Below are 26,068 nucleotides of genomic sequence, written 5' to 3' on the forward strand. Positions count from 1 at the left end.
GACGACTAGCTTTGTCGGAACCCAATCCGCGAAAGGCCCTCCCGTGATCCTGACCCGCCGCCTCGGACTCGTCCCCGCGCTGACCGCCGGCCTGTCCCTGTCGCTGGCCGGCATGCTGCCTGCCGCCGCCCAGACCGATGCCACCCAGGCCGCTCCCGTCGTCATCAAGGAGGCCCTGACGCAGGGAATCGCGGGCCCCTACCTGGCCGCGCGCCAGGCCAGCCGGCACAACGACTATGCCGCCGCGGCCCGCTATTCGGGCGAGCTGCTGACCCGCGGCGTGGCGACGCCGCAGATGATGGAAACCGCGCTCCAGGCCGATATCGCGCTGGGCAAGGTCGCCGCCGCCCTTCCGGTGGCGCAGCAGCTGCGTGCCAAGGGGATCAAGAGCACCGCGGCCATGCTGGTGGTGCTGACCGACGAACTGGCCAAGGGGGAATACGACAAGGCGCTGGCCGACCTGAAGGCGGGCCACGGCATCGGCAAGCTGGTCGACGGGCTGATCACGGCCTGGGCCGATCTCGGCGCCGGCCGGATGTCCGAGGCAACGGCGCAGTTCGACGAGATCTCGACGACGGCCGGGCTGCAGGGCTTCGGGCTCTACCACAAGGCGCTGGCGCTGGCCTCGGTCGGCGATTTCGAGGGCGCCGACAAGATCCTCACCGGGACCGATACCGCCCGGCTTCAGCCGACACGGCGCAGCATCATCGCCCATGCCGAGGTGCTCAGCCAGCTTGAGCGCAACGACGATGCGCTGAAGCTCCTGAACGCCGCCTTCAAGCCGGGTAGCGATCCGGGCATCGACGCGCTGCGCGACAAGCTCAAGGCCGGCGAAACCCTGCCTTTCGACATCGTGCGGACTCCGCGCGACGGTCTGGCCGAGGTCTATTACACCGTGGCCAGCGCGCTCGACGGCCAGGCCGAGGCCGGCTACACGCTGATCTATGCCCGGCTGGCCGAGTACCTGCGCCCCGACATGGCTGCGGCGACGCTGCTGGCGGGCAAGCTGCTCGAGGCGCAGGGCCGGCACAAGTTGGCCATCGCCGCCTATGACAGTGTTCCCAAGGACAACCCGAACGCCTATGTCGCCGAAATGGCGCGGGCCGATGCGCTCTATGCCGACGGCCAGCAGGACGCGGCGGTCGAGGTGCTCAAGCAGCTGTCCAAGGCCTATCCCAAGGTGCTCGAGGTGCAGGTTGCGCTGGGCGACCTGCTGCGTCGCCAGCAGGAGTTCGAGAAGGCCGCCGCCGCCTATGACGCGGCGCTGGCGCTGATCGGCACGCCGCAGCCGCAGGACTGGGGCATCTTCTACATGCGCGGCATCTCGAACGAGCGGATCGGCAACTGGAAACAGGCCGAATCCGATTTCCGCGCGGCGCTCAAGCTCAATCCCGACCAGCCGCAGGTGCTCAACTATCTCGGCTATGCGCTGGTCGAACGGGGCGAGAAGCTGGACGAGGCGCTGAGCATGATCCGGAAGGCCGTCGCCAAGCGGCCGCGCGACGGCTACATCGTCGACAGCCTAGCCTGGGCGCTCTACAAGCTGGGCCGCTACAAGGAGGCGCTGCCGCATATGGAGAAGGCGTCGCAGCTGATGCCGGTCGACCCGATCGTCACCGACCACCTGGGCGATGTCTACTGGGCGGTCGGCCGCAAGCTCGAGGCGCGGTTCCAGTGGCGCCGGGCGCTGTCCTACGGGCCCGAGCCCAAGGATGCGGAGCGGATCAAGCGCAAGCTGGCCGAGGGGCTGGACGCGGTGCGCAAGCAAGAGGGCGCGACCGCGCTGCCCGCCGCCAGCAATGGCGGTTGAGGAGTTCGCGCCGGCCAAGGTCAACCTGACACTGCATGTCACCGGCCGCCGGCCCGACGGCTATCACCTGCTCGACAGCCTCGTCGTCTTTGCCGATGCCGGCGACCGGGTGACGGTGGCCCCGGCCGATGCTCTGAGCCTGACCGTCGCCGGCCCGCGCGCCGCCGGCGTGCCGGCGGGCGAGGACAACCTCGTCCTGCGCGCCGCCCGGGCGCTGGCGCCGGGGCGCGGCGCGGCGATCACGCTGGAGAAGCGCCTGCCCACGGCCTCGGGCATCGGCGGCGGTTCGGCCGATGCGGCGGCGACGCTGCGGGGGCTGGCCCGGCTGTGGGAGGTGGCGCTGCCGGACACGGCCGCGTTGATGACGCTGGGCGCCGACGTGCCGGTCTGCGCCGCCAGCCGGCCGATGCGGATGTCCGGGCTGGGCGAGATCCTCGCGCCGGTTCCCGCGCTGCCCGATTTCCGCCTCGTCCTGGCCAATCCCGGCGTCGCCGTCTCGACCCCCGCCGTCTTCCGCGCCCTTGCCAGTCCCGACAACGCGCCGATGCCGGATCGCCTGCCCGACTGCGCGACCGCCGAGGAGCTCGCGCTCTGGCTGCGTGGCAGGCGCAATGACCTCGAGGCCCCGGCCATCGCGCTCTGCCCCGAAATCCGCGCCACGCTTGCCGCGCTGAGCGAGCTGCCCGGCTGCCTGCTGGCCCGCATGTCGGGCTCCGGCGCCACCTGCTTCGGCCTCTTCGCCGGCCCCGCCGCCGCGCGGGCCGGGGCGCAGGCCCTGTCCGCCGCCCATCCCGACTGGTGGGTGGAAGCCGCCGCGCCCTACTCCCGGCCTTAGCGCCCCTGGCCGCCATCGGATGCCTCCGGCGTCGATATTTGCGCGCAGAAGAAGCGCCGGTCGTCCTCCCCTTTCATCTTCACTCAAATATCCCGGGGTCCGGGGCAGCGCCCCGGCCTGCGCGGCAGCAAGGCTGGCTCAGCCGCGGACGATCAGCCGGGTGTCCGGCGTCAGGTTGCGGGCGATCCACAGCAGGTCATCGGGTGCGAAGGCGACGCAGCCGGCGGTCGGGTGGCGCGGCTTGCGCCAGCGGTGGACGAAGATGGCCGAGCCCTTGCCCGGCACGGTGTCGGGGAAGTTCCAGTCGGTCAGCAGGATCAGGTCGTAGAGAGGGTCGGGCCGGCGCAGCAACTCGTGGCTGAAGCCATGCGGGGCTTGGACACGGCTGTTATAGGCCGGGTCGGAAACGTCGTCCGACCACAGGTCGCGCGGGCCGATCGGTTGCGCCCAGCCGGGCAGGGCGGCGGCGGGGAGGCGATCGGGGCGGTAGAGCATCCCGACGATCCGGTGGCTGCCGACCGGGGTGGCTCCGTCGCCCTCGCGCTTGGTCCGGGTGATGCCGCCGCGGCCGATGGCGCAGGGCAGGCGGTGGCCGCGGAAGCGGGCGCCCCAGCGGCTGACCTCGATGGCGTCCCTCATAGCAGGTGCCCCGATTTCGCGGCCTTGGTGGCCAGGTAGGCGGCGTTTTCGGGCGTCAGCCCGACCTTGAGCGGCACCCGCTCGGTCACCGCGACGCCGTTGGCTTCCATCATCCGCACCTTCCTGGGGTTGTTGGTCATCAGCCGGATCCGCGACACCCCCATCTCGCGCAGGATGCCGGCGCCGAGGCGGAAGTCGCGCTCGTCATCCTCGAAGCCCAGCCGGTGGTTGGCCTCGACCGTGTCGAAGCCCTGGTCCTGCAGCGAATAGGCCCGCATCTTGTTGGCCAGCCCGATGCCGCGCCCTTCCTGGTTGAGGTAGAGCAGGATGCCGGCGCCCTCCTGACCCATCTGGGCCAGTGCCGCGCGCAGCTGCGGACCGCAGTCGCATTTCAGGCTGCCCAGCACGTCGCCGGTGAAACAGGCGGAATGAAGCCGGACCAGCACCGGTTTCGAACGGTCGGGCTTGCCGATCTCGATGGCGTAATGCTCCTCGCCGCCGTCCTCGGGGCGGAAGATGTGAACCCGGCCGGCCGAGGCCGCCTGCATCGGCAGCCGGGCCGAGGCCACCGGGTGCAGTGGCGAGGCGCGGAACAGCTCGGTCTCGGCCAGCGCGAGCGGGATCAGCGTCAGGCCGTTCTCGCTGGCCAGCGCCGGGCCGTCCTCGACCGGCAGGACGACGGCGGCGGGCAGCAGCTGGGCCGACTTGGCCAGCGTCAGCGCGGCGCGGTGCAGGTCGGCCGCGCCGTCGCGCTGGGCCCGCAGCGGGCCCTTCATCGGCGTGGCGAGGTCGTCTGCCGGGTCGGCCACCGCCTGCAGCCAGTGCAGCCCGACATCGGGCGGCACCACGATCCGGGCGAGGTCGCCGTCATAGGCCCGGGCCTTGAGTGTCTCGGCCCGGCGCGCGGTGATCGCCAGCGCCAGCTCGCCGCCCATCACCCGCAGCTGCGCCAGCCGTGCCGCGTCCAGCGTTTCGGCCGCGACGACCACCGCCGCACGGTCCTCCGAGGTCAGCACCACCGGCACGCCAAGGCGCAGATCGGCCCGGGCGCGGGCCAGCTGTTCGACGATAGAGGGGCGCAGGGTCATCGGCCTATCCGCAGGAATTCTGTAACCTATCTAGTGCGCCGGACGGGAAATTGAAACATTATCGGCCCAGGCGACACGTCCGCGTGAGCGCGTGCCACGAAATCTTGTAAGCTGGAAAACAGCGGCGCATCTGTTGCGCAGCGAAGGAGGGCAAGACTATGGGCAACCTCAAGAAAATCCTGCTGGTCGACGATGACGACGATCTGCGCGAGGCGCTGAGCGAGCAGCTCGTGATGACCGAGGACTTCGACGTGATCGAAGCCGCCAACGGCCATGGCGCGATGGACCAGCTCAAGGCCGGGCATTACGATCTCGTCATCCTCGATGTCGGCCTGCCCGATACCGACGGGCGCGAGCTGTGCCGGCGGATGCGCAAGCAGGGCGTCAAGTGCCCGGTGCTGATGCTGACCGGCCATGATACCGATGCCGATACCATCCTCGGCCTCGATGCCGGCGCCAACGACTACGTGTCCAAGCCGTTCAAGTTCCCGGTTCTGCTGGCCCGCATCCGCGCCCAGATGCGCCAGCACGAGCAGTCCGAGGACGCGGTGTTCCAGCTCGGGCCGTATACCTTCCGACCGGCGCAGAAGATGCTGATCGACGATCGCGACAAGAAGATCCGGCTGACCGAGAAGGAAACCAACATCCTCAAGTTCCTCTACCGCGCCACCGAGGGCGTGGTGCCGCGCGACGTGCTGCTGCACGAGGTCTGGGGCTACAATGCCGGGGTGACGACCCACACGCTGGAGACCCACATCTACCGGCTGCGGCAGAAGATCGAGCCCGATCCGTCCAATGCGCGCCTTTTGGTCACAGAGTCGGGCGGATATCGCCTGGTTGCCTAGTGCCCTATTGTTGCCCGAATTGGTAGGCACTATCTTAAAGTATAGGGATTGTTTCTCCCGACTTGGTTCCCCTGGCCGCACCGGGGTGATGATGCGGCATCCTCCCTGTTGGACTGGCCCGGGCTCTTGCCCGGGCCTTCTTTGTTCGGGCCCTTGTTTTCAAGGGGCGTCGAAGGACATTTGTAGGGCTGCGTGTGCGCTGCTGCTATGCGCATCTCCGCCCGGTGCGCGTGTGAAACACGCAGGGCGAGCGCCTGCCCGTCCCGGCGGGCTGGCGCTATGGGCGCCCGTGCGCAACGCTCATGTTGCGGAGGGACTTGGCTGGCATAAAGCGCGCAGTTCCGCTGTCGCGAGCGCCATCCCACGGGCAGGCGCTCGCCCTGCCTGAGCGGTGACAGGCTGTACGCTTTGGGTCAGGCTCACGTCGCCCCAACCCATCTCCAGCCGGCCCGACAACGCCCCCAGCCTCAGCCGTAATGCGCCACCGGGGTGCCCGCCAGCGCCGACATGTTCAGCAGCCCGCGGGTGGTGATCGAGGGCGTGACGATATGGGCGCGGTTGCCCATGCCCATCAGGATCGGCCCGACTTCCAGCCCGCCGCCCTTCATCTTGAGGATGTTGCGCACCCCCGAGGCGGCGTCGGAATTGGCGAAGACCAGCACGTTGGCGGCACCCTCGAAGCGGGCGCTGGGGAAGATGCGGTCGCGCAGGCCCTGGTCGAGCGCGGCGTCGATATGCATCTCGCCCTCATAGGCGAAATCGGGCTCGCGCAGGTCCAGCAGCTCCATCGCCGCGCGCATGGTCCGGCCCGAGGCGCAGTCGAGATTGCCGAATTGCGAATGGCTGCACAGCGCCACCTTCGGCGTCAGGCCGAAGCGGCGGACATGGCGGGCGGCGCCGATCACCGTTTCCATGATCTGCTCGGGCGTCGGTTCCGGGTGGACATGGGTGTCGGCGACGAAGAGCGGCCCGTCCTCGAGGATCATCAGCGACAGGGCGCCGACCGGGTGCAGCCCGCCGCGGGCCAGCACCTGGCGGACATAGTTGAGGTGCCACAGGTACTGGCCGAACGTGCCGCAGATCAGGCTGTCGGCCTCGCCGCGATGGACCATGACGGCGCCGATCGCGGTGGTGTTGGTGCGCATGATCGCCCTTGCGATATCGGGCGTGACGCCGCGCCGGGCCATCAGCTCGTGATAGGTGCCCCAGTAGTCGCGGTAGCGCGGGTCGTTTTCCGGGTTCACCAGCTCGAAATGGGTGCCGGGGCGGATCGGCAGCCCGGCGCGCTCGCAACGCATCTCGATCACCTCGGGCCGGCCGATCAGGATCGGCAGGTCGGTGGTTTCCTCCAGCATCGCGGCGGCGGCGCGCAGCACGCGCTCGTCCTCGCCCTCGGCGAAGACGATCTTGCGGGTCGCCTGGCGGGCGGCGTCGAAGACCGGCCGCATCAGCAGGGCGGAACGGAAGACCGAGCCGTCGAGCCGCGCCTTGTAGGCCTCGATGTCTTCCAGCGGCCGGCTGGCGACGCCCGAGTCCATCGCCGCCTTGGCGACCGAGGTCGCGACGACGCCGATCAGGCGCGGGTCGAACGGCTTGGGGATCAGGTAATCGGCGCCGAAGCTGAGCTGCTCGCCCTGGTAGGCGGCCGCGGCCTCGGCGCTGGTGGTGGCCCGGGCCAGCGCGGCGATCCCCTCGATGCAGGCCAACTGCATCTCGTCGTTGATCGTCGTCGCCCCGACATCGAGCGCGCCGCGGAAGATGAACGGGAAGCAGAGGACGTTGTTGACCTGGTTGGGATAGTCCGACCGGCCGGTCGCGATGATGGCGTCGGGCGCCACCGCGCGGGCGGCTTCGGGCAGGATCTCGGGTGTCGGGTTGGCCAGCGCGAAGATGATCGGCCGGTCGGCCATCTTCGCCACCATCTCGGGCTTGAGGACATTGGGGCCGGACAGGCCGAGGAACATGTCGGCGCCCGCGATCACCTCGTCGAGGCTGCGCAACTCGCTGGCCTGGGCATATTCCGCCTTCTGGGGCGTCATCTCCGCTTCCCGGCCCTGGTAGACCAGCCCGGCGATGTCGCACAGCCAGACATTCTCGCGCTTGACGCCCAGCTTGAGCAGCATGTTGAGACAGGCGATGCCGGCCGCGCCGCCGCCGGTCGAGACCACCTTGATCTCGTCGAACCTCTTGCCGGCGACATGCAGCGCGTTGGTCGCCGCCGCGCCGACAACGATCGCGGTGCCGTGCTGGTCGTCATGGAAGACCGGGATGTTCATCCGCTCGCGGCAGATCTTCTCGACGATGAAGCAGTCGGGCGCCTTAATGTCCTCGAGGTTCACCGCGCCGAAGGTCGGTTCCAGTGCGCAGACCAGTTCGGCCAGCTTCTCGGGGTCGCTCTCGTTCAGCTCGATATCGAAACAGTCGATATTGGCGAATTTCTTGAACAGGACGGCCTTGCCCTCCATCACCGGCTTGGCCGCCAGGGCGCCGATATTGCCCAGCCCCAGCACGGCCGTGCCGTTGGTGACGACGCCGACCAGGTTGCCGCGGCTGGTATAGCGCGGGGCGGTGGCGGCATCGGCCTTGATCTCGAGACAGGCCTCGGCGACGCCGGGCGAATAGGCGCGGCTCAGGTCGCGGCCGTTGGCCAGCGGCTTGGTCGCCCGGATCTCCAGCTTCCCGGGCTTGGGAAACTCGTGATAGTCGAGCGCCGCCTGGCGCGCGTTGTCCTGCCGAGCCTCGTCCATCGTCATCCTCCCGGGATTTCGTTTAACGTTAAACTATCCGCTTTCCCGCGCAACTAGCCCGCGCCGGGAAGCTGTTTCAAGCACAACTTGCAAATCCCGCCGCAGCTATACACTGTGCGGGCTGCAAGAGGGAGGGGCCGATGTCCGAAATCCGCGCCGAGATGCGCCTGCCGACCACTGAGTTGCGCGACGATCTGCCGTTCTTCACCAAGACCCTGAAGATGCGGCTCGACATGATCTATCCGGCCGACAACCCGGAAGTCGCGGTGTTCTCGGGCCACGGGCTGCGGCTGCGGGTCGAGAAGGGCGCGCCCGAGGCGCCGGGCACGATCCGGATCCTCACCGACGATCCGGACGGCTTCGCCGACGGTCGGCGCGAGTTGACCGCGCCGAACGGCACCAGGGTCGAGATCGACGAACTCAACCCGCCGCTGGTGCTGCCCGAGACCGAGCACGCCTTCGTCGTCCGCCGTCTCGCCGACCAGGCGCCCTGGGTGATCGGCCGCGCCGGCATGCACTATCGCGACCTCGTGCCCTCGCGCCTGGGCGGGGCGATGATCGCCAGCCATATCCGCATCCCGGATGGCGGCCCGGTGCCCGACATGGTGCATTTCCACAAGGTCGGCTTCCAGCTCATCTTCTGCGTCAAGGGCTGGGTCGACGTGGTCTACGAGGATCAGGGCGGCCCGCGCCGGCTTTACGCCGGCGACTGCTTCATCCAGCCGCCCGAGATTCGCCACCGCGTGCTCGAGGCCAGCGACGGCATCGAGGTGATCGAGATCGGCGTGCCGGCCGAGCATATCACCGAGATCGACCACGACATGGCGCTGCCCACCGGCCATTTCCGGCCCGAGCGCGAATGGCAGGGCCAGCGTTTCGTTCACAATGTCGGGAAGGAGGCCGCCTGGGCGCCGTTCCGCATCCCCGGCTTCATCGCCCGCGACACCACGATCAACGCCAACACCAAGGGCGTCGCCGGCGTCATGGTGATCCGCAAGGGCGAGGGCGCGGCGCCCTGGACCCGGCACAAGGGCGACATCCTGTTCACCTTCGTCATGGCCGGCGAGATGACGCTGGAGGGCGAGGGCAAGGAGCCCTACCGCCTGAGCGCCGGCGACGCCTTCGTCGTCCCGCCCGGGATGAAGACGCGTTACAGCGATCCCAGCGACGATATCGAGCTGCTGGAGGTCACCCTGCCGGCGGAATTCGAGACCGAGCTGCTCTGAGCCTTCTTCCGGGCGCAAATACCTTCGGGGGGGGGGGAGGGTCCGGAACGGGCAGAGGGGGGGCTGACGGCCCCCCTTTCCCCCTCGTCACCCCTCCCGACCGCCTCTTGCATCGCCCGACGCCGCGCCGCAAAGTCGGCGAACCAATTTGACCGGAGGCAGTTCATGTCCCTTCTCGACGCCGCGAAGGCCGTGCGCGAAAACGCCCACGCGCCCTATTCCAACTTCAAGGTCGGGGCGGCGCTGCGCACCCCCTCCGGCGCCGTCCATATCGGCTGCAATGTCGAGAATGTCGCCTATCCCGAAGGCACTTGCGCCGAGGCCGGGGCGATCGCCGCGATGGTGGCGGCGGGCGAGACCGAGATCGCTGAAATCCTGGTGATCGCCGACAGCCCGGAGCCGGTGACACCCTGCGGCGGCTGCCGCCAGAAGATCGCCGAATTCGCGGCGCCGGAGGTGCGGGTGACCATGTGCACCACTGCCGGCAAGCAGAGCGTGGCGACAGTGGCCGAACTGCTGCCGGGCGCCTTCAACTCGCGCCACATGGAAAGCTGAGCATGGACGCCCGCACGATCAATGCCCATCTGCGGCTCGGCCGGCGGCCGAGCGCCGAGGAGCTGAAATGGTTCGCCGACGGCCTCGCTTCGGGTGCCGTCACCGATGCCCAGGCCGGGGCCTTCGCGATGGCGGTCTGCCTGCAGGGGCTGGGCGAGGAGGGCCGCGTCGCCCTGACCCGGGCGATGCGCGATTCCGGCGAGGTGCTGGACTGGGACCTGCCCGGCCCGGTGCTCGACAAGCATTCGACCGGCGGCATCGGCGATTGCGTCTCGCTGCTGCTGGCGCCGGCGCTGGCGGCCTGCGGCGCCTATGTGCCGATGATCTCTGGCCGTGGCCTCGGCCATACCGGCGGCACGCTGGACAAGCTCGAGGCGATCCCCGGCTTCCGCGCCGATGTCGGCACCGAGCGGCTGCGCAAGATCACCGAGGAGGTCGGTTGCGCCATCGTCGCCGCCAATGCCGATATCGCCCCGGCCGACCGCCGGCTCTACGCCATCCGCGACGTCTCCGGCACGGTCGAGTCGATCGACCTGATCACCGCCTCGATCCTGTCCAAGAAGCTGGCGGCAGGGCTCGAGGGGCTGGTGCTCGACGTCAAGGTCGGCTCGGGCGCCTTCATGAAGACGATGGAGGAGGCCGAGGCGCTGGCCCGGTCGCTGGTGAGCACGGCGCAGGGCGCGGGCTGCATGACCACGGCGCTGATCACCGACATGAGCCAGCCGCTGGCCACCGCCGCCGGCAACGCGCTGGAGGTGATCGAGGTGATGGAGACGCTGACCGGCACCTCGGTCAATGCGGCGCTGTGGGACCTGACCGTGGCGCTGGGCGGCGAGCTCCTGGCGCTGGGCGGGCTGGCGGCCGATCCCGTCGACGGCGCCGGCCGCATCGGCCGCGCGATGGAGGGCGGCCAGGCGGCCGAGATCTTCGGCGACATGGTGGCCGAACTGGGCGGGCCGGTGGATTTCGTCGAGCGTTGGCCGGACCGGCTGCCTTCGGCCCCCGTGGTGCGCGAGGTGGCGGCCGACAACGAGGGCTTCGTCGCCACTATCGACGGCGAGGCGCTGGGGCTGGCCGTGGTCGGGCTTGGCGGCGGCCGGCTGAAGGGCGGCGACAAGATCAATCCCTCGGTCGGCCTGTCCGAGATCGCCGGCATCGGCGAGCATGTCGCCCCCGACATGCCGCTGGCGCTGGTCCATGCCGCGACCGAGGCCGAGGCCGAGGCGGCCGTCGCCGCCGTCCGCGCCGCCTTCACCATCGGCGAGGACGTCATCGCCGACCCGCCCCTGATTCACGAAAGGATCGCCTGATGCCGCGTGCCTTCCTGATCGTCATGGACAGCGTCGGCTGCGGCGGCGCCCCCGATGCCGACAGCTTCTTCAACGACGGCCAGCCCGATACCGGCGCCAACACGCTGGCCCATATCGCCCGCGAGTGTGCCGCCGGCCGGGCCGAGGAAGGCCGGACCGGGCCGCTGAAGCTGCCCAGGCTCGACGCGCTCGGCCTCGGCGCGGCGATCAAGCTGGCCTCGGGCGACGACGCGCCGGGGCTGGGGGCGGTGCCGCAGGGCCGCTGGGGCGCGGCGACCGAGGTCTCGCGCGGCAAGGACACGCCGTCCGGCCATTGGGAACTGGCCGGCGTGCCGGTGCCGTGGGACTGGACCTATTTTCCCGACACCGTGCCGGCTTTCCCCGACGACCTGGTGGCCGAGGTCTGCCGCCTCGCCGGGACCGAGGGCATCCTCGGCAATTGCCATGCCTCGGGCGTGCCGATCGTCAACGAGCTGGGCGAGGAGCACATGAGGACCGGCTGGCCGATCTGCTACACCTCGGCCGATTCTGTCTTCCAGATCGCCGCGCATGAGGAGAGCTTCGGCCTCGACCGGCTGCAGGAGCTGTGCAAGGCGATCGCGCCGCGGCTGCACGCGATGAAGGTCGGCCGCGTCATCGCCCGGCCCTTCATCGGCACGCCGGGCCATTTCACCCGCACCGCCAACCGGCACGACTATGCCATCGAACCGCCGCAGCCGACCCTGCTCGACTGGGCGCATGCGGCCGGCCGCGCCACCCATGCGGTGGGCAAGATCGGCGACATCTTCTCGATGCGCGGAGTCGGCAAGCTGCACAAGGGCAAGTCCGATGCCGACCTGATGGGCTTCATGCACGGGCTGGTGGCCGAGGCCGAGGAGGGCTCACTCACCTTCGCCAATTTCGTCGAGTTCGACAGCCTCTACGGCCATCGCCGCGACGTCTCGGGCTATGCCCGGGCGCTGGAATGGTTCGACGGCGAGGCGGCGAAGCTGATCGTCGCCCTGCGCCCCGGCGACCTGATGCTTTTTACCGCCGATCACGGCAACGACCCGACCTGGATCGGCTCGGACCACACCCGCGAGCGGGTGCCGGTGCTGATCGCCGGCACCGGCACGGGCGAGATCGGCATCTGCGCCTATACCGATGTCGGCGCCTCCGTCGCCGCCCATCTGGAGATCCCGGCGCAAGGGCCGGGGCGGAGCTTCCTGTGACCCACTTGCCCAAGATCGAGCTGCACCTTCACCTCGAAGGCGCGGCCCCGCCGGCCTTCATCCGCGGCCTCGCCAAGGAGAAGCATGTCGACATCTCCGGCATCTTCGACGAACGCGGCGATTACAGCTACACCGACTTCTGGGATTTCCTGCGGGTCTACGAGGCCGCGACCTCGGTCCTGCAGACGCCCGAGGATTACGCCCGGCTGACCGCGGCGGTTCTGGCCGAAAGCGCCGCCAATGACGTGATCTATTGCGAGACCTTCCTCAGCCCCGATTTCTGCGGCGGCCGCGACCTGGGGGCTTGGCGCGAATACCTCCACGCCATCCGCGAGGCCGCCGACAGGGCCGAGGCGCAGGACGGCATCACCTTGCGCGGCATCGTCACCCCGATCCGCCATTTCGGCCCCGACAAGGCGCGTGAGGTCGCGCTCTGCGCCGCCGAGACGGCGGGCGACTGGATCGTCGGCTTCGGCATCGGCGGCGACGAGAAGGCCGGCAAGCCGAAGGATTTCGCCTGGTCCTTCGACATGGCGCGCGAGGCCGGGCTGCGGCTGACCGCCCATGCCGGCGAATGGGGCGGGCCGGAGAGCGTGCGCGACGCGCTGCGCGACCTGCGGGTCGAGCGCATCGGCCACGGCGTGCGGGCGATCGAGGACCTGGCGCTGGTCGACGAGCTGGCCGAAGCCGGCGTCGTGCTCGAGGTCTGCCCGGGCTCGAACATCGCGCTGGGGCTCTATCCCGACTGGCGCCGCCACCCGATCGGCCAGTTCCACGACCGCGGCGTCAAGGTCACCGTCTCGACCGACGACCCGCCCTTCTTCCACACCACGATGCGGAACGAATACGATCGGCTTTCGAAAGCTTTCGACTGGGATGACGGCGTTTTCCGCGCTATCAACGCCACCGCCGCCGGCGCCGCCTTCTGCGACGAGGCCACCCGCGCGCGCCTGCAGAAACGACTGGAGCCCTGAGATGAAACACGTGACCGTCGTCGACCACCCGCTGGTGCAGCACAAGCTGACGATCATGCGCAACAAGGATACCTCGACCGGCAGCTTCCGCCGGCTGCTGCGCGAGATCAGCCAGCTTCTGGCCTATGAGGTCACCCGCGACCTGACCCTGACCGAGCGCCTGATCGAGACCCCGAATTGCGAGATGAACGCGCCCACCCTGGCGGGCAAGAAGCTGGCGCTGATCTCGATCCTGCGGGCCGGCAACGGGCTGCTCGACGGTATTCTCGAACTGATCCCCTCGGCCCGGGTCGGTTTCGTCGGGCTCTATCGCGACGAGGAGACGCTGAAGCCGGTGCAGTATTACTACAAGGTGCCGGAAGAGCTCGAGGACCGGATGGTGATCGTCGTCGACCCGATGCTGGCGACCGGCAATTCCTCGGTCGCGGCCATCGACCTGCTGAAGCAATCCGGGGCGCGGAACCTGATCTTCATGTGCCTGCTGGCGGCGCCCGAGGGCGTCAAGCGGATGGAGGAGGCGCATCCCGACGTGCCGATCGTCACCGCCGCGATCGACGATCACCTGAACGAGCACGGATATATCGTTCCGGGGCTAGGGGATGCGGGCGACCGCATGTATGGCACTAAATAGGCCCAATTCTCCTTTACTCAGCGGCTGTCATCCGGCATGCTTCCCCAACGCTTCAAGGGGGTAGTCATGCTGTTCAGAGTGCTCGCGGCCGTGGCGATCGCGGCTTCCTTCGGCGGCGTCGCGGCGCAGGCCCGGACGATCAAGCAGCTCGGCGGACCCGCCGAGCTTCCGCCGGCCGGTTTCAAGGGAAATCAGTTCGTCGACAGCCGTGGCTGCCTGTTCATGCGGGCCGGCTATGGCGGCGATGTCAGCTGGGTGCCGCGGGCGACGCGCGACCGCCAGGTGATGTGCGGCTACAAGCCGACCTTCGCCAAGGACGAGACCCGGCCGGTCACGCCCGCGCCCAAGCCCAAGCAGCTTGAAGTTGCCGCCGCGAAGCCGGCACCGGCCCCGAAACCCGCGCCCGAACCCGCGCCGAAACCGGCCCGGGTCAAGGCGCCGATGCAGACCGTGGCGACGACGACCACCCCGCCCAGGATCCACGCCGCCGCGCCTGTGGCCGCCGCGCCTGCGCCCGAGCTGGCGGCCCCGGCCAAGGTGGCGAGCGGCCCCAGCATCAAGGGCGTGGCGATCCAGCTGGTTGACCAGAGCCAATGCGACGGCCTGACCCGGGTGATGCGGGTCGCGACGCTGGACGACGGCCGCCGCGCGGTGCGCTGCGACGGACAATCGGCGGTGCCGGGCGGCGACTACACCATCGTTCGCGTCGCCAAGCCCGGCAGCCCGCTGCTCAAGACCGCCGCTGCCGCGCCCGCCCCGGCGCCGAAGCCCGCGCCCGCCGCGCCGGCCCCGCAACCGGCGGCGCGGGTGGCGACCACGACGATCATCGTGCCGGCGCCGCAACTGGCCCCGGCGCCCGTCACCGTGGCGTCTGCCGCGCCGCAGACGGCGCCGGCGCTGCCCAGGGGCTACAAGCCGGCCTGGAGCGACGGCCGGCTGAACCCGCAACGTGGGCACGGCACGGCGCAGGGCGATGCCGAGATGAACCTGGTCTGGACCCAGACGGTGCCGCGCAAGCTGATCGACACCCGTTCGGGCAGGACGGTCAACAAGCAATATCCGTGGCTCGATTACCCGGTGACCGCGCGGCCGCCGCAGCCGAGCGGCTCGAAGAAATGGGTCCGGGTGCGGCCCAACACCTCGGCGCGGCTGTCGACCAGCAACGCGCCGGTGCCGGCAAAGGCGCCTGCCGCCGTGCCCACCGCGAGCGCGACCACCGCGCAGGGCTATGTCCAGGTGGGCAGCTTCGGCGTGCCGGCCAATGCCAGCCGCACCGTGGCCCGGCTGCAGGCGATGGGCCTGCCGGTGCGTATCGGCCATGTGACCAGCGGCAGCCGCCAGCTGCAGGTGGTGATGGCCGGCCCCTTCGCCGATCCGTCGGCGCTGGCCACGGCGCTGGGCAAGGCGCGGCGGGCCGGCTTCCGCGACGCGTTTATCCGACAGTGACAACGACAAGAAACCGAGGGCAGTGAAAACGGCAGTCAGGATGGCCCCTCCGTTGGCGCGGAGGGGCCCTTTTTCTGCGCTGTCGCCGGTTCAGGCGCCCGACGTCGCCGCGATGCGCCGGACCCGGCCAATGCCGGCGGCGGCCAGCGCGGCGGCGGCGATGAAATAGAGCCCGACGCCGTAGCCCTGATGCGGGAAGTCGATGCCGGCGTCGATCAGCAGGCCCGACAGCATCGGCCCGATCGCCGTGCCCAGCACCATCACCGCGACGATCATCGACCGGATCTTGCCGATATGGCGGGTGCCGAAGAACTCGGGCCAGAAGGTCGAGCCGACGGTCGAGTTCATCCCCTGCGTCGCCCCCAGCAGCATCACGCCCGGCGCGGCGCTCAGCGGCGACGACGCCAGCGCCAGCACCCAGTAGCCCAGGGCCGCCGGCAGCAGGTAGAGCGTCGCGACCCGGCCGGCGCCGTAGCGGTCGACCAGCCAGCCCGACAGCATCAGGCAGCCGACGGCCGAGACGGTGAACAGCGGGAAGAGCTGGACCAGTTGCAGGTGGCTCCAGCCCTTCACCGAGGCGATATGGGCCTGGTGAAAGAAGAAGGCGGTGCTCCACATCGCCGGGGCCAGGATCGCCGGCACCATGGCCCAGAACAGCGGGTGGCGCAGCACCTCGCCCCGGGTCCAGTCGCGGCCCTGGAGGCCGGTGGCCTGGCTCTCCCCGGCGAAGGATTGCGGCGTGCGCTCGCGCCGCAGCAGGAGCAGCAGCAGCGGGATCGCGGCCAGCACCAGCGCCATGGCGAGCAGCCACAGGCCGCGCCAGTCGAAGCGGGTCAGCAGCAGCACGAAGCCCAGCGGCAGCACCGCCTCGCCCACCGCGAAGCCGAGCGAGGCGGTGGCGACGGCGCGGCCGCGCGTCGCCACGAACCAGCGCGCCATCGCGACCATGGCGGTATGGCTCATCATCCCTTGCCCGGTCAGCCGCAGCGCGAAGATCACGGCGGCCAGCCCGGCCAGCGAGGAGACGCGCGACATGACCAGGCAGGCCAGCGCCAGCAGCAGCATCACCGTCAGGCCAAGCTGGCGCACCCGGAACCGGTCGGCCAGCCCGCCGACATAGAGCATCGCCATCGCCGAGGTGAAGGTGGCGGCGCCGTAGAGGCTGCCCCACTGGCCGCTGGACAGGTCGAAGGCGGTGCGAATCTGGCCCGAGAAGATCGAGATGAAGAAGGTCTGGCCGAAGCTCGACAACAGGGTGAGCAGGAAGCCGGCCGCCAGCCAGGGGGCGTTGGAGCGGAGAAAATCGACAAAGGCGCGCATCCCGCCTTGTCGCCCGCCCTCACGGGAAAGGGAAGCCCGAGAATGCGCCGCCGGCTGCGCCGATCCAGGCGTTCCCGGAAACGCATCAGGGCGCCCGCGGGCGCCCTTCCTAGCCTGCCCGGGCAAGGAGGAGCTTGGTGGAGCCGGGGGATCGCGGAAAATCCATAACTATTTGATAGGTAACGGTATTGCTGCGTGGTGTTGGGGCGTGCGTCACATTGTAGTGTTGCGCCCGGGGTCACCGCCCTGACCCCCTGTGGGCGTAGCGATCGGCCCACGGCCGCCACTCGACCACCCCCCGGTTCGACGCCCGCACGCCCCCAACTCGGACGTCGGCGCCCCGGATCGAGCAAACGGAACGCTGCCGTTGCTGCACTGGCAGAAGCGGCATTTCGCGGCGCGCCTGGTATGTCGAAATGGGTCGGAACCGTTTCTATGCAGAAGAGCAAAGCAGTCATGGACCATTGCTTGCCCCGGGATTAGCGGGATGCGCGGGACTCGCCAATCTCTGACGCTGCGCCCAGCACCCGCTCCAGAACCGGGTTGGGGAAGCGCCGCTGCAGGGTGACGGCGTAGAAGTCCTCGACGATGTCCAGATCGAAGGATGCGGTAACCAGAAGCCCCTCGCGCAGTTCGTCGGCCAGCACGACCGCCGGGGTGATGGCGAGCCCGGCGTCCCTGCGCGCCAGCAGGCGGATCATCGCCATGTCGTCGACTTCCGCCGCGACGCGCGGGCGCAGGCCCAGTCGCGCCACAAGGCTGTCGAACCCTGTGCGGATCGAACTGTCGGTCGGCAGGATCACCGGCTCCTCGCGCAGCGTCTCGGCCAGCGTGGCGTGACGCATCCGGTGGGGTGTGCCGTGAAGGCCGACCTTCTGGGCCGAGACCCGGTGGGCGACGAAGGCCGAGAAGACATCGCGCGCGGGCGGTTCGGTTGTCAGAACCACATCGAGGGCCAGCGATTGCAGCGCCTCGAACAGAACCGGCACACTGCCCGAGCGCAGGACAATCTCGACCTCCTCCGCGCCGATGACGGGGGCGAGGAAGCCAAGCTGGAAGTTGCGCGACAGCGTCGCGGGCGCGCCCACCCGCAGCACCTGCCGGCCCGCCCCCGCCTGGCGCAGGACCGAGACGAGCTCCTCGCCTGCGCCGAAGATCCGGTCGGCGTAGTCGAGCGCGATATGCCCGACCTCGGTCAGCACCAGTTGGCGTCCGCGGCGCTCGAACAGCTGCTGGCCGAGGCGGTCCTCGAGCGTGCGGATCTGGCTGGACAGGGCGGATTGCGAGACGTTCAGCCGTTCCGCGGCGCGGGTCAGGTTTCCGTCGCGGGCGACTTCCCGGAAGTAGCGCAGGTGGTGATAGTTCAGCTCGGGCATTGTTCTTTTTTATCGAACGATAGGTGAATGACAATGTATTTTTATTGATGCTGCGGCGCAGCTATCCGGTGGCCGAACGCAACCGGAGGTTCCGCCATGTCCCATCTTCTGCTTCTTGGCCCCGTGCTGGCCGCGCTTGCAGGCCTCTTTCTTCTCGCCCGGCCCGGACCGCGTGCCGGCGCGCGCCTGCGCCTGCCCGAAGGCGTGATGCTCGCCCACCTTGCGGCGACGGGGACCGCGGCGGTTTCCCTCGCGCTGCAGGGCCCATCGACCTCGGCGCTGCTCGGAACTGCCGGGGTGGGGCTCTCGGCGCGGCTCGACATCGTCAGCGTGGCGCTGGCCCTGACCGTCGGCTTCGTCGGCTGGGTGGTGCTGCGCTTCTCGCGCGTGGCGCTGGACGGAGAGGCGCGTCAGGGCGCCTTCATGGGCTGGATGAGCCTGACGCTCGCCGCCGTGCTGGCGCTGGTCGTGGCGGGGAACCTCGTCCAGCTTCTGGTCGCCTGGGTCGGCGTCGGCGCGGCGCTCAGCCGGCTCCTGCTGTTCTATCCCGACCGGCCCCGCGCCCGCCGCGCCGCGCGCAAGAAATCACTGAGCGGCCTGATCGCCAGCACGGCGCTTCTGGCGGCGGTCGTCCTGCTGAGCCGCGACTTCGGCACCACCGACATCGCAGCGATCGAGGCGGCGGTCCATGCGGGTCAACTGCCCGGCGACCTGTGGCTGGTGGCCGCCCTTCTCACGGTCGCGGCGGTGTTCAAGTCGGCGCTGATCCCGACCCATGGCTGGCTGACCGAGGTGATGGAGGCCCCGACGCCGGTCTCGGCGCTGCTGCATGCGGGGGTCGTGAACGCGGGCGGCTTCCTGCTGATCCGCTTCGCCGAGGTGATGCTGGCCGCGCCGGGAGTGCTGGCGGTGCTGGCGCTGATCGCCGGGCTGAGCGCGCTGGTCGCTTCGGCGGTTGCCACCACGCAGCCGGCGGTGAAGACCGCGCTCGCCTGGTCGACCTGCGCGCAGATGAGCTTCATGGTGTTGCAGTGCGGACTGGCCCTCTTCCCGCTGGCGCTTCTGCACATCGTGGCGCATTCGCTTTACAAGGCGCACGCCTTCCTCGCCTCGGGCGGCGCGGTCGAGGCGGTTGCGGCGCTCCGGCGCCCCGGCTCGGTCGCTGTGCCGGACGGGCGCGCGGTGGCGCGGGCCTTCGTCCTGGCGCTGGGCATCTACGCCCTTGTCGGGGCGCTCTTCGGAATCGATCACATGGCGCCGCAGGCGGTGGCGCTGGGGGCAATCCTGATCTTCGGCGTCGCCTACCTGGTCGCGCAAGGTCTGGCCGATGCCGCTCCCTGGGCCCTGACCTGGCGCACCATGGCGATGTCCGCGGCGGCGACCCTGGCCTATTTCGCCTTCCACGCCACCGTCAGTGCACTGGCCGTCGGCACCCTGCCGCCGCCGAGCGCGCCCGACCCGCTGACCTGGGCCGTGATGGCGCTGACAGTCGCGGGCTTCGGACTGGCGGCGGCGGCGCAGGCGACCTTCCCGCTCTGGGCCGGGCATCCGGCGGCGGCCGGGCTGCGCGTCCACCTGATGAACGGCCTCTACCTCAACGCATTGACCGACCGGATGACCCGGGCGCTTTCGAAAGGATGAGCGAATGACCTATCACAGCTTCAACTTCCCGGGCGCAACGCTCGCCCTCTTCGCCGCCGCAGAGCATGCGATCGGCCAGATCCCGCCCTCCTTCCCGCTCGACGCAACCGTCGCGGTCAATCCCTTCCTCGGGCAGGTGGGTGAGCCGCGCGAGATCGCCGCTGCCCGCCTCACCCGGACCGCCGGGGCGCGGTTGACCCTGCCGCGCGCCACTGTGGCCGACTGGATCGCCGAGGGCCGGATCACGGACGCCGACCTCGCCGAAGCCGCTGAGGCCACGGGCCTCCCGGTCGCCGCCCTGAAGGCCGCCTCTGCCACGCCGGCGCCGGACCTTGCGCCCGACCCGACGGTCGCAGACCTCTTGCAGGCAGCAACCGGCATCGACTGGCCCGCCTTCGTCGAGGAGCGGATCGGCCTCTGGGCGGCGGCACAATTCGACAGGGGGCAGGCGCTCTGGCCCGCACTGACGGGATCGCCGTGGCGCTCGTGGCAGGCCTTCGCGCAGCGCGACCTGACGCCGGGACTGCATGGCTTCAAGGGTTTCTGCGCCTTCGTCGCCGGTCTTCCGGACGATCCGCGCGCGGCGTTCGCCGAGCTTTGCGGGCAACTCGGGCTGACGGCCGAGGCAGCGCCGCTTTACCTTCAGCGGTTGCTGACGACGCTGGGCGGCTGGGCGCAACATGCCCGCGGACTCGGCTGGCAGGCCGAGCGCGACGGGGACCATGACGCCACCGCGTTCGAGTTGCTGCTGATCCGGCTGGCCTGGGAGGGGGCGCTGCTGGCCGCTTTCGGCGATCGGGTTTCCGAGGCATGGAGGGAAGCACTGACCGGGTGGGCCGCGCCGCTGGCGCCGAGCACCGAGCTTCGGATCGACCTCGCGCTGCAGGAGGCCGCAGACCGGGCCGAGGAGCGCCGGCTGGCTGAGAGCTTCGACGGCGAAGGTCCGGCGCCCCGCGACCGCCGCCCCACGATGCAAGCGGCCTTCTGTATCGACGTCCGCTCGGAACCTTTCCGGCGGGCTTTGGAAGCTGCGGATTCGGGCGTCGAGACACTCGGCTTCGCCGGGTTCTTCGGGCTCGCCGTGCAGCACCGGACCCAGGCGTCGGACCTCGCCGAGGCGAGGGCGCCCGTCCTGCTGTCGCCCGACCTGACCTCGGGCGCGGCGCTCACCGGTGCCCGGGACGAGGCGCTGCGTCTGAAGCGGCGGGCGATCCGGGCCTGGGGACGGTTCAAGCTGGCGGCGGTGTCGTCCTTCGCCTTCGTCGAGGCGGCGGGTCCGGCATACCTTGGCAAGCTCGCCAAAGCGGCGCTGGGGCTTGGCAAGGACGCCCCGGCCGAGCCCGCGCCCCGGCTCGATCTGCCGCTGGACGCCCGCATTGCGGCTGCGGCCCGGGTGCTGCGCGCGATGTCCCTGACGCGGGATTTCGCGCCGCTCGTGCTGATCGCCGGACACGGCGCCCATGTCACCAACGCGCCCCATGCCAGCGCCCTGCAATGCGGGGCCTGCGGCGGGCGCGCGGGCGACGTGAACGCGCGACTGCTGGCGGGGCTTCTGAACGACCCGGAGCTGCGCGCGGGACTGGCGGACGAAGGGATCGAGATCCCCGCCGGCACCCGCTTTGTCGCCGGGCTGCACGACACGGTCAGCGACCGGGTGACACTGTTCGACGATGGGCGCGACACCGTGCCTGCCCCGGCACTCGCCCACCTGCGGCAGGTGCTCGAGCGGGCCGGTGCAATCGTCCGCACCGCGCGCGCCGCCAGCCTGCCGCGGACCGGATCGGGCGGCGACCTGCCCGCGCGGGGCACCGACTGGTCCGAGCTGCGGCCCGAATGGGGGCTCGCCGGGTGCCATGCCTTCATTGCCGCCCCAAGAGGGAGGACCACGGGCCGAAACCTCGGCGGGCGGGCGTTCCTGCACAGCTACGACTGGCAGGCCGACGCGGACTTCAAGACGTTGGAACTGATCCTGACCGCGCCGCTCGTCGTCGCCAGCTGGATCGCGCTGCAATACCACGGTTCCGCGGTCGCCCCCGAGGTCTTCGGCGCGGGCAACAAGCTGATCCACAACGTCACCGGCGGCATCGGCGTGGTCGAGGGCAACGGCGGGAACCTGCGGCCCGGTCTGCCGTGGCAATCCCTGCACGACGGCGAGCGGTTGCGCCACGAGCCGGTGCGGCTGGCCGTCGTGATCGAGGCGCCGGAGGCGGCGATCTCGGACGTATTGGACAGGCAACCGAAGGTGAAGGCGCTCTTCGACAACGGCTGGCTGTCGCTTCATGCCATGGACGCCGAAGGCCGGATCGCCGCGCGCTACGACAAGGGCGATTGGACGATGAACGCGGGGACTGCGCAGTCTGCCGTCCAGGCCGCATGACGCGAGCGCCTTGTGTCGGACGCGTCGTGGGGCTTGCCACCGTGCACGGCAAGGAAGTGGCCTTCGCCCCGGCCGATGTCTATCGCGGCAGCGCCCCCGGCCCGTCTCAACTGCCGGCAAAGAAGCCTGAGGCGCGGGCGAGCGCGGCGCCGTCCTGCGCCAGATCGCCCGGCGCGTTGGCATCGGCCAGCAGCGCCCCGCCCCAACGCATCTTCAGGTAATCGGAGGTGAAACGCAGCATCTCGACCGCCGGGCCGATCTGGGCCGGGGTCGAGCCCGAATGCGCCATCACCAGCCACAGCGTCTTTGCCGCCATCGCCGGCTTGAAGCCAAGCTCCTCGACCCGCATCCAGTGCGACCAATGGTCGAGATAGAGCTTGGCCGGCGCCGGCAGCCCGTACCAGTAGAGCGGCGCCACGAGGACAATATCCGTCGCTGCCATCGTCGCCCGCGCCAGATCGGCCGCCACCCCCTCGGGCGGGGCGTAGCCGCCGGCGTGGCGCAGATCGTGGAACGGCGGCAGCAGCGGATTGGTCAGATCACGCCAGTCCTGGCTGTCCTCTGCCGACAATCCCTCGGCGGCGGTGCGGGCCAGGGCCGCGCTGTTGCCGCCCGGTCGGGCACTGGAAAGAAGAAACAGGAAATGCCGCGCAGCCATCATCGCCCCCTGCTGGTCCGGTTGCGGCCATCCTATCGCCTCGGCCGTGCGGTGCCAGCCCTGAACGGAAACGCCGCCCAGCTGGCGATGACAGCAAGGCACGCCCGGGATCACTGCTTCGCGACCGTCCCCAGAAACGCGCCGGTCGACGCGATACCGCAGGCGCCGCCGCCCTGGACCGGCTTTTCGTGACCTCGGTGCGCTTCACGATGGAGGACGGCCACCTGAAAGCCAATCCTCAGGAGGGAGGCCTGTTCTTCCTGTCGCCGGGCGCGAAAGGGAAGCCGGCGAATCGATTCGGGTAGGCCGGGCAGGATCTCGTCCAGCTGTCGGAACTGGACGGTTGAGAGGCGTTCAATCCCGGTGCTTTGAGAATAGGTGCTTGCATGCAGGGGCGTGCGCATCGTTTTGAGACGGTGTGGGAAAGAACTCCCTACGGGGAGGCGGCTTCAACGGGCCGCCGCAGGACGGTCGCCGTCCGGTGCCATCGTGCCTGCTGCCAGTCACGCGCCCCGGTCGCCGGCAGGACGGGCTTTCGCTGGTAAAGGCCGGGGATGGTGTCTATCACTTGGTCGATTCGGGTTTCCATCACGCCTTGGGAGGAAGTGTGACGAAACTGCTTGGCAAGCTCGCCGATCTGCAACTGAAGATCTCGCCACCCCGTTTCGCGCGCGATCCGCTTTCGCGCGAACGCCTGTCGCTGGACGCTCCCCGTTTCCTCGACGCCCCGGCCGTCGTGGTCGCCGCGCCCGCGGGCTATGGCAAGACGTCGCTTCTGGCACAGTGGCGCCGCGAATGCCTGGCGCGCGGAACCATCGTCGCCTGGTATTCGGCTGGTCCCAGAGATGACCCGGAACAGGTTCTGCACGGGGTGGCGCAATCGTTCCGCGAAGCCGCGTTACGACCCACCTTCGGCCACGCCCTGGCGCAGACCGGCGATCTCGAGGCGTTTTCTGCGCTGCTGGCGGAAATCGAAGGCACGGCGCTGGACAGCGTCCTGATCATCGATGACGCCGAAGCCCTGCCCGCGGCCTCCAAGGATGCTCTCGGCTACATCCTTCGCAACCTGCCCGCCAATCTCAGGCTGTTTGTCGGGGCGCGGTCGCTGGACGGGTTCCAGTTCGACGATCTTGCCGACTACGGCCAGTGCGAAACCGTCGAAACGTCGGATCTTGCCTTCGAACTGGACGAGACCTTCGACCTGTTCCGCCAGAAGCTCGCGGGCCGGTTCGACGCCGACAGCGCGGCGCAGCTGCATCATATGACCCTCGGATGGCCGCTAGGCCTGCAACTGGCGCTGTCGGCGCAGATGCGCGACAATGCACCCTTGGCGGCGGCGCACCTGCAACCCGAGCCCGGAAGCAAACTTCACGAGCATCTTGTGGCGCTGCTGCTGGCCAAGCTGAACGAGCGCGACAACCAGCTGCTGTCCGACATCTCCATCCTCGACGACTTCACCGTCGAGCTGTGCGCCGCGGTATCCGGCGAAGCCGATGTCGAAGAGAGGCTGCAGGCTATCATCCGCACCACTCCGGTTGTGCAGCTGACGGATCAGAGCGACTGGATGCGGCTGCACGCGCTGGCCCGTAGCGCGTTGCTGCGGCGCTTCGAGGCCTGGCCGGCCGCCAGGCAGAGGGACGCGCATCTGAAGGCGGCGCGTTGGCTGGAGGCGAACGGGCTGGATTACAAGGCCGCCCGCCACGCCTTTGCCGCGGGCGAAACCGACTGGGCGTTGGATCTGGCGGAACGCAGCGCCTATCACACCCTGATGACGCAGGGCGGCGGCGGTCAGTTGCTCGACTGGGCCGGCGTGTTGCCTGACGAAGAGCTCGACAAACGCCCGCGGCTGCTTCTGACCGAGGCCTGGTCGCTGGCCCTGAGCGACCGGCACACTGAGGCCGGTGCCCTGGTGGAGCGGATCCTGACGCGCAGCGAGGTTGGCGACGCGCTGCGGTGCGAATGCGATCTCATCCTGGGGGGCGCGGCGGTTTTCGCCGATGATCCCGACCTGTTCGCCCGGTTGCATGATCCCTGGGCGACCGACCCGCCGCTTGCCGATCCGCTGCTGCTGCGCGTTCACGCCAACCGCTCTGCCTACGCGGCGCTGCTGGACGGCGAGCCGGCGCTCGCGCGGTTGCGCCAGCAACGCGCCCCGGTCTTCGAGGCGGGGTGGCAGTCGCGCTACCTCTCGGGCTGGAGCGACTTCATCATCGGGCTCAGCTACTTCTGGGAAGGGCAGGTCCGGCTGACCGAGCGGATCATCCGCCCGGCGTTGCTGCAATCGGAAGCCGATCTCGGCCGGCGCGATCCGTTCTCGGCGATGCTGGCGGCGGTTCTGGCGACGGCGGTCTGGGAAAGCGATCGGCCAGATGAGGCGCAGCTGTTGTTGGCCGACCGGCTTGACGTTCTGGAACGGCGAGGCTTGCCCGAAGCGCTGATGCTGGGCTTTCGCACGCTGAGCCGGGTGGCCCGGGCAAAGGGCGATGAACCGCACGCGCTGGAACTGCTGGGGGCGCTCGATGCGATTGGCACCCATCGCGGCCTGCCGCGGATGACCATCGTCAGCCTGTGCGAGCAGATCCGGATGCATGCCCAGGCGAACCGCGTTCACACCTGCCAAGACCTGCTGAATCGGCTCGAGAACAAGCTCGAAGGCGAGGACATTCCACAGGGCCCGTTGTGGCAGCGCTCGATCGCGGTGCAGGTCGAGCTTGCGCGCGGACTGGCGGCGATCGCGGCAAGCGACTGGCGCGCCGCGCGCCAGCCGCTGGAGCGCGCCAATACCATTGCCCGGGCGGTGAAGCAGGAGCGCCTGGTCGTCGAATCGGCGGCGCTGTTGTCGCTTGTGCTGCGTGAGAGTGGCGAGAATGCCCGTTCGCTTGCCCAGGAGGCGATCGAGCTTGCCGATCTCTACGGGCTGAGGCGGGTCTTTTCCGATGTGCATCCTTCCCTGACCGACTGGGTGGCGAGCCTGCGCGACACCCCGGTGCAGCACCCGGCGCCAGCGTCCGGACAGGCGGCGGCCGAGGCCACACCGCCTGGCACCGGGGCTGCCGTCGCCAACCGCTCGACCGTTCTGACGCCCCGTGAATGGGACGTTCTGGAGCATCTGTCCCGCGGGCTGTCGAACAAGGAGATCGCCCGTTCGCTGGACGTCCATGGCGAAACCGTGAAATGGCACGTGAAGAACCTGTTTTCGAAACTCGACGCCGACTCGCGCAAACAAGTCGTTTCCCGGGCGCGCCTCATGGGCCTGCTGGGCTGACCCCCCCTTTCTTCCAAACGGATCGTCGCCCCCCCCCCCCGCCGCCCCCCCATCAGGTGGGGGGACAGGGTCAAGGAATTCTCCTAGCCTGAAGTCATCCTTTCGAGCCATGCG

General features: G+C 69.6%; 20 protein-coding genes. 13 read left to right on the forward strand and 7 right to left on the reverse strand.

The genetic code is table 11. The annotated features are described in order from the left end of the window. Positions 1-43 precede the first annotated feature (43 nt). Positions 44-1,810: a tetratricopeptide repeat protein gene (locus ACFOES_RS12955; RefSeq protein ID WP_377833714.1), complete on the forward strand. Its 1,767-nt coding sequence runs from the start codon at positions 44-46 to the stop codon at positions 1,808-1,810. After that, positions 1,800-2,645 (forward strand): 4-(cytidine 5'-diphospho)-2-C-methyl-D-erythritol kinase, encoded by an 846-nt coding sequence (locus ACFOES_RS12960; RefSeq protein WP_377833715.1) that lies wholly within the window; start codon positions 1,800-1,802, stop codon positions 2,643-2,645. Before ACFOES_RS12955 ends, ACFOES_RS12960 begins: the two co-directional genes overlap by 11 nt. Positions 2,646-2,783: 138 nt before the next feature. Here the strand turns inward: ACFOES_RS12960 and ACFOES_RS12965 are convergent, their stop codons facing one another. Together ACFOES_RS12965 and ribA are read right to left on the reverse strand one after the other, a co-directional pair. Beyond that, positions 2,784-3,284, reverse strand: a complete 501-nt coding sequence (locus ACFOES_RS12965) for a L,D-transpeptidase family protein (RefSeq protein ID WP_377833716.1) — start codon at positions 3,282-3,284, stop codon at positions 2,784-2,786. After that, positions 3,281-4,372, reverse strand: a complete 1,092-nt coding sequence (gene ribA, locus ACFOES_RS12970) for a GTP cyclohydrolase II (protein ID WP_377833717.1) — start codon at positions 4,370-4,372, stop codon at positions 3,281-3,283. Before ribA ends, ACFOES_RS12965 begins: the two co-directional genes overlap by 4 nt. A gap of 158 nt (positions 4,373-4,530) precedes the next feature. Here ribA and ACFOES_RS12975 point away from each other — a divergent pair, with 158 nt between their 5' ends. Then, positions 4,531-5,217 (forward strand): response regulator transcription factor, encoded by a 687-nt coding sequence (locus ACFOES_RS12975; RefSeq protein WP_377833718.1) that lies wholly within the window; start codon positions 4,531-4,533, stop codon positions 5,215-5,217. 467 nt (positions 5,218-5,684) lie between these two features. Here the strand turns inward: ACFOES_RS12975 and ACFOES_RS12980 are convergent, their stop codons facing one another. Continuing rightward, on the reverse strand, positions 5,685-7,964 hold the full coding sequence (locus tag ACFOES_RS12980) for an NADP-dependent malic enzyme (protein ID WP_377833719.1): 2,280 nt from the start codon (positions 7,962-7,964) through the stop codon (positions 5,685-5,687). 140 nt (positions 7,965-8,104) lie between these two features. Between ACFOES_RS12980 and ACFOES_RS12985 the strand changes: the two genes are divergently transcribed. The 7 genes from ACFOES_RS12985 (at position 8,105) to ACFOES_RS13015 (ending at position 15,317) form a co-directional block, all read left to right on the forward strand. After that, positions 8,105-9,190, forward strand: coding sequence for a cupin domain-containing protein (locus tag ACFOES_RS12985; protein WP_377833720.1), 1,086 nt, complete (start codon positions 8,105-8,107; stop codon positions 9,188-9,190). Between the two features lie 165 nt (positions 9,191-9,355). Next, the gene (gene cdd / locus ACFOES_RS12990; RefSeq protein ID WP_377833721.1) at positions 9,356-9,745 is read left to right on the forward strand and encodes a cytidine deaminase; all 390 of its coding nucleotides are present in this window, start codon (positions 9,356-9,358) and stop codon (positions 9,743-9,745) included. A 2-nt stretch (positions 9,746-9,747) separates the two neighbouring features. After that, entirely contained in the window at positions 9,748-11,055 is a 1,308-nt protein-coding gene (locus ACFOES_RS12995) for a thymidine phosphorylase (protein ID WP_377833722.1), read from the forward strand. After that, positions 11,055-12,266 (forward strand): phosphopentomutase, encoded by a 1,212-nt coding sequence (locus tag ACFOES_RS13000; RefSeq protein WP_377833723.1) that lies wholly within the window; start codon positions 11,055-11,057, stop codon positions 12,264-12,266. The genes ACFOES_RS12995 and ACFOES_RS13000 overlap by 1 nt, the downstream gene beginning before the upstream one ends. Continuing rightward, positions 12,263-13,240: an adenosine deaminase gene (locus ACFOES_RS13005; RefSeq protein WP_377833724.1), complete on the forward strand. Its 978-nt coding sequence runs from the start codon at positions 12,263-12,265 to the stop codon at positions 13,238-13,240. The genes ACFOES_RS13000 and ACFOES_RS13005 overlap by 4 nt, the downstream gene beginning before the upstream one ends. 1 nt (position 13,241) lies before the next feature. After that, the gene (gene upp / locus ACFOES_RS13010; RefSeq protein WP_377833725.1) at positions 13,242-13,871 is read left to right on the forward strand and encodes a uracil phosphoribosyltransferase; all 630 of its coding nucleotides are present in this window, start codon (positions 13,242-13,244) and stop codon (positions 13,869-13,871) included. A gap of 66 nt (positions 13,872-13,937) precedes the next feature. Continuing rightward, a complete protein-coding gene (locus tag ACFOES_RS13015) occupies positions 13,938-15,317 on the forward strand; it encodes an SPOR domain-containing protein (protein ID WP_377833726.1) in 1,380 nt (459 codons plus the stop codon). Between the two features lie 90 nt (positions 15,318-15,407). Here ACFOES_RS13015 and ACFOES_RS13020 read toward each other — a convergent pair whose 3' ends face one another. Both ACFOES_RS13020 and ACFOES_RS13025 read right to left on the reverse strand, forming a co-directional pair. Further along, on the reverse strand, positions 15,408-16,637 hold the full coding sequence (locus tag ACFOES_RS13020; RefSeq protein ID WP_377833727.1) for an MFS transporter: 1,230 nt from the start codon (positions 16,635-16,637) through the stop codon (positions 15,408-15,410). Positions 16,638-17,116: 479 nt separating this feature from the next. Further along, positions 17,117-18,013 (reverse strand): LysR family transcriptional regulator, encoded by an 897-nt coding sequence (locus ACFOES_RS13025; protein WP_377833728.1) that lies wholly within the window; start codon positions 18,011-18,013, stop codon positions 17,117-17,119. Between the two features lie 96 nt (positions 18,014-18,109). Here ACFOES_RS13025 and ACFOES_RS13030 point away from each other — a divergent pair, with 96 nt between their 5' ends. Together ACFOES_RS13030 and ACFOES_RS13035 are read left to right on the forward strand one after the other, a co-directional pair. After that, positions 18,110-19,654 carry a proton-conducting transporter transmembrane domain-containing protein gene (locus ACFOES_RS13030; RefSeq protein WP_377833729.1) on the forward strand — a complete coding sequence of 515 codons (1,545 nt, stop codon included), beginning with the start codon at positions 18,110-18,112 and terminating at the stop codon, positions 19,652-19,654. 4 nt (positions 19,655-19,658) lie between these two features. Beyond that, complete coding sequence (locus tag ACFOES_RS13035) at positions 19,659-22,031, forward strand: YbcC family protein (RefSeq protein ID WP_377833730.1); 2,373 nt, start codon at positions 19,659-19,661, stop codon at positions 22,029-22,031. 106 nt (positions 22,032-22,137) lie between these two features. On the opposite strand, the gene ACFOES_RS13040 is transcribed toward ACFOES_RS13035, so the two are convergent. Further along, on the reverse strand, positions 22,138-22,689 hold the full coding sequence (locus ACFOES_RS13040) for an NAD(P)H-dependent oxidoreductase (protein WP_377833731.1): 552 nt from the start codon (positions 22,687-22,689) through the stop codon (positions 22,138-22,140). 110 nt (positions 22,690-22,799) lie between these two features. Next, complete coding sequence (locus ACFOES_RS13045) at positions 22,800-23,093, reverse strand: hypothetical protein (RefSeq protein WP_377833732.1); 294 nt, start codon at positions 23,091-23,093, stop codon at positions 22,800-22,802. A 203-nt stretch (positions 23,094-23,296) separates the two neighbouring features. Between ACFOES_RS13045 and ACFOES_RS13050 the strand changes: the two genes are divergently transcribed. Next, positions 23,297-25,954 (forward strand): helix-turn-helix transcriptional regulator, encoded by a 2,658-nt coding sequence (locus tag ACFOES_RS13050; protein ID WP_377833733.1) that lies wholly within the window; start codon positions 23,297-23,299, stop codon positions 25,952-25,954. Positions 25,955-26,068 lie beyond the last annotated feature (114 nt).

Source organism: Acidimangrovimonas pyrenivorans (genome assembly GCF_042643245.1).
Taxonomy (GTDB): Bacteria; Pseudomonadota; Alphaproteobacteria; order Rhodobacterales; family Rhodobacteraceae; genus Acidimangrovimonas; species Acidimangrovimonas pyrenivorans.

Excerpts from the sequence above, each read along its gene's own strand:
- ribA (WP_377833717.1), bottom strand. The coding sequence starts at position 4,372 with ATGACCCTGCGCCCCTCTATCGTCGAACAGCTGGCCCGCGCCCGGGCC.
- ACFOES_RS13030 (WP_377833729.1), top strand. The coding sequence starts at position 18,110 with ATGTCCCATCTTCTGCTTCTTGGCCCCGTGCTGGCCGCGCTTGCAGGC.
- ACFOES_RS12965 (WP_377833716.1), bottom strand. The coding sequence starts at position 3,284 with ATGAGGGACGCCATCGAGGTCAGCCGCTGGGGCGCCCGCTTCCGCGGC.
- ACFOES_RS12960 (WP_377833715.1), top strand. The coding sequence starts at position 1,800 with ATGGCGGTTGAGGAGTTCGCGCCGGCCAAGGTCAACCTGACACTGCAT.
- ACFOES_RS13020 (WP_377833727.1), bottom strand. The coding sequence starts at position 16,637 with ATGCGCGCCTTTGTCGATTTTCTCCGCTCCAACGCCCCCTGGCTGGCG.
- upp (WP_377833725.1), top strand. The coding sequence starts at position 13,242 with ATGAAACACGTGACCGTCGTCGACCACCCGCTGGTGCAGCACAAGCTG.
- ACFOES_RS13000 (WP_377833723.1), top strand. The coding sequence starts at position 11,055 with ATGCCGCGTGCCTTCCTGATCGTCATGGACAGCGTCGGCTGCGGCGGC.
- ACFOES_RS12995 (WP_377833722.1), top strand. The coding sequence starts at position 9,748 with ATGGACGCCCGCACGATCAATGCCCATCTGCGGCTCGGCCGGCGGCCG.
- ACFOES_RS12985 (WP_377833720.1), top strand. The coding sequence starts at position 8,105 with ATGTCCGAAATCCGCGCCGAGATGCGCCTGCCGACCACTGAGTTGCGC.
- ACFOES_RS13045 (WP_377833732.1), bottom strand. The coding sequence starts at position 23,093 with ATGCGCACGCCCCTGCATGCAAGCACCTATTCTCAAAGCACCGGGATT.
- ACFOES_RS13040 (WP_377833731.1), bottom strand. The coding sequence starts at position 22,689 with ATGGCTGCGCGGCATTTCCTGTTTCTTCTTTCCAGTGCCCGACCGGGC.
- ACFOES_RS12980 (WP_377833719.1), bottom strand. The coding sequence starts at position 7,964 with ATGGACGAGGCTCGGCAGGACAACGCGCGCCAGGCGGCGCTCGACTAT.
- ACFOES_RS13035 (WP_377833730.1), top strand. The coding sequence starts at position 19,659 with ATGACCTATCACAGCTTCAACTTCCCGGGCGCAACGCTCGCCCTCTTC.
- ACFOES_RS13015 (WP_377833726.1), top strand. The coding sequence starts at position 13,938 with ATGCTGTTCAGAGTGCTCGCGGCCGTGGCGATCGCGGCTTCCTTCGGC.
- ACFOES_RS13025 (WP_377833728.1), bottom strand. The coding sequence starts at position 18,013 with ATGCCCGAGCTGAACTATCACCACCTGCGCTACTTCCGGGAAGTCGCC.
- cdd (WP_377833721.1), top strand. The coding sequence starts at position 9,356 with ATGTCCCTTCTCGACGCCGCGAAGGCCGTGCGCGAAAACGCCCACGCG.
- ACFOES_RS12975 (WP_377833718.1), top strand. The coding sequence starts at position 4,531 with ATGGGCAACCTCAAGAAAATCCTGCTGGTCGACGATGACGACGATCTG.